The sequence below is a fragment of the Vibrio genomosp. F10 str. 9ZD137 genome (genome assembly GCF_049974785.1).
In the GTDB taxonomy this organism is placed as follows: Bacteria; Pseudomonadota; Gammaproteobacteria; order Enterobacterales; family Vibrionaceae; genus Vibrio.
The window spans coordinates 1-3,117 of sequence record NZ_JBNGCJ010000940.1 but is presented as its reverse complement, the minus strand read 5'-3'; the positions used below and the strand labels follow the sequence as shown (position 1 = coordinate 3,117).

The following is a 3,117-nucleotide window of genomic DNA, read 5'->3' as shown; positions in this document are numbered from 1 at the left end:
AGCAGCGGCTATCGACGTCTCCCTGTTCATTCTCATTATTGGTGGATTTCTAGGGCTCGTAACCAAAACCGGTGCAATCGATGCGGGTATTGAACGTGTTACGGCACGTTTAGAGGGCCGAGAAGAGCTGATGATCCCCATATTGATGGCGCTATTTGCAGCAGGGGGCACAGTCTATGGAATGGCTGAGGAATCCCTACCATTTTATACCTTGCTGGTCCCTGTCATGATGGCTGCCCGTTTTGATCCTTTAGTCGCAGCGGCAACAGTGCTGCTTGGCGCAGGTATTGGCGTGCTGGGTTCCACCATCAATCCATTTGCCACCGTTATCGCTGCCAATGCCTCTTCGATTCCCTTTACCGAAGGCATCGTGTTACGCATAGCCATGTTGGTCATTGGTTGGGTTATCTGTGTCGCGTACGTCATGCGTTACGCAAAGATGGTTCAGGCCGATCAAACCAAGTCGCTTGTTTATGACAAATATGAAGAAAACAAGGCTCACTTCCTCGGTAACGCTAACGGTGAAAAACTGGAATTTACCTTAACTCGTAAGCTAATCCTCACCATCTTTGGTGCTTCTTTCGGGGTCATGATTTACGGAGTTTCTGTTGCTGGCTGGTGGATGGCAGAGATTTCGGCCATGTTCCTCGCTTCAACCATCATCATTGGTATTGTTGCTCGAATGAGTGAAGAGGAATTTACTTCTAGCTTCATCGATGGTGCACGCGATTTATTAGGCGTAGCGCTCATCATCGGTATTGCTCGGGGTATTGTGGTGGTGATGGATCGAGGGATGATTACTGACACGATTCTGTATTCAGCCGAACAAATGGTGACAGGGCTCTCGTCAGTCGTCTTTATTAATGTCATGTTTTTCTTAGAAATACTGCTCTCTTTCTTAGTTCCTTCCACTTCAGGGCTTGCCGTATTAACCATGCCCATTATGGCCCCATTAGCCGACTTTGCCGGGGTGGGTCGTGATCTTGTGATCACAGCATATCAGTCAGCCTCTGGGTTAGTTAACTTGATTACTCCAACCTCTGCGGTAGTAATGGGAGGGTTAGCCATCGCACGGGTACCGTATGTGCGCTGGGTGAAATGGGTGATGCCATTAATCGGTATCTTGACTGTATTTTGTATGGTGGTATTGAGCATAGGTGCGCTTCTATAATCGATCGAACCATACTTTCCCGTCTGTCTCATTTAAGCCACTGTCCAGTGGCTTTTTTGTCTCTCTTTTTTATGAAATAAACGTTCACTTACCAATAGCTTTCCATTTTAAAATAATCATCCACTTTAAAATAACCTTTCACTTAAAAATAAAAAATCACTTCCTGTCGTTATTTATATTAGTTAAAACGCCATGCTTAATTAATATAAGTAATGTGGGCATTAGATAGACTCATAAAACCATATCGCCATATAAAATACCCCCTATAAATAAATGTGATCTATATTAATTAATTACAATAAAAACCGTTAACAAACTCCGTATAAAAACAAAAATAATAACTATAACCATAAAAAAAGCGAATATTTACACATTGATGATTTCTCTGTCACATAAAAATAGGAGAATAATATTCCAAGCCAACAAGCAATCTATAACAAAACTATATTATTAGTGCATAAAATTCCAGAAATAGTGCGCTATCACACAGAGTAATTATAGATAAACAAATGAATATAAATTGTTAAATACAATCAAAAGCAAGGAAGAGTGAATACCAATTAATTTGTGATTAACCTCTAAGAAAGCCCACCGAACCTGAGTAATATAAATAATATAGAAAGAGAGAAAATTGAAATATCCAACCCTTACCTTCTGACAATAAATATTGCATAAATAGCAATAGTTAATTAATAGAGAGATACGATCATGAGTAAGTTCTATGTAGGTTCTGAAATAGGTCAATTACGTCGCGTGCTCATTCATCGCCCTAGACGGGCACTCACTCACCTTACCCCTTCAAATTGTCACGACTTACTGTTTGATGACGTGCTTGCCGTTGAACGCGCAGGAGAAGAGCATGATGCATTTGCTCAAACTCTAAAAAGTCAGGGCGTTGAAGTGCTTTTGCTGACTCAGCTTCTCGCGGAAACACTGAATGTCGCAGAAGCGAAAGATTGGCTTCTTAATACGCAGATATCCAATTATCGCTATGGTCCCACATTTGCTAACGATGTACGCTGCTACTTAGGAGATTTACCTCATCTGGAACTGGCCAAAATCTTAACGGGTGGCCTGTCCTTCTCTGAGTTACCAATGACATCGTCTTCTATGCTGCAATCGATGCACAAGCCAACCGATTTCATTATTGATCCACTGCCAAATCACCTATTTACGCGAGACACCTCTTGCTGGGTTTACGGAGGCGTTTCCATTAATCCGATGGCCAAACTTGCTCGCCAACGTGAAACCAATCACCTTCGTGCAATCTACCGCTGGCACCCAACCTTTGCAGGCGAAGACTTTATCAAATATTACGGAGATGAAGAAAAAGCCTATGACCGCTCAACCATTGAGGGGGGCGATGTACTCGTCATCGGTAAAGGCGCCGTATTGATTGGCATGTCTGAACGTACTACGGCTCAAGGCGTTGAACAGCTTGCATCGAGCCTGTTTAGGCACGGCCAAGCAAAACAAGTGATTGCATTAGAACTCCCACAGGATCGCTCTTGTATGCACCTTGATACGGTCATGACCCACATGCGCGAAGACACGTTCTCTATCTACCCGAATGTCATTCCAGATAACGTCAACTGCTGGAGTCTAACGGGCAATGAATTAGGAGCAGTAAAAGCAACCCAGCAAGATTCTTACATGCACACCATTGCTCAAGCTCTAGAGGTCGACAAGCTCAATCTCATCACCACCGGTGGCAACAGCTTTGAAGCCGAACGTGAACAATGGAATGACGCCAATAATGTACTGACGGTGAAGCCCGGCGTGGTCATTGGTTACGAACGCAATACTTACACGAACGAGAAATACGATAAGGCTGGAATTACCGTATTGCCCATTCCAGGGGATGAGCTTGGCCGTGGCCGTGGGGGCGCTCGTTGCATGAGTTGTCCGATTGAACGCGACGGCATCTAATCTTCGATGATAACGGC

Annotated in this window: 2 protein-coding genes; both read left to right on the top strand. The window is 43.8% G+C overall.

Annotated elements, in window-relative coordinates:
* On the top strand, positions 1 to 1,171 hold a 1,171-nt coding region (locus ACP45E_RS20615; protein WP_069585488.1), incomplete at its 5' end, for a YfcC family protein.
* Between the two features lie 708 nt (positions 1,172 to 1,879).
* Complete coding sequence (gene arcA / locus ACP45E_RS20610) at positions 1,880 to 3,100, top strand: arginine deiminase (protein ID WP_017037223.1); 1,221 nt, start codon at positions 1,880 to 1,882, stop codon at positions 3,098 to 3,100.
* The last annotated feature ends 17 nt before the right edge of the window (positions 3,101 to 3,117 follow it).

Excerpts from the sequence above, each read along its gene's own strand:
- arcA (WP_017037223.1), top strand. The coding sequence starts at position 1,880 with ATGAGTAAGTTCTATGTAGGTTCTGAAATAGGTCAATTACGTCGCGTG.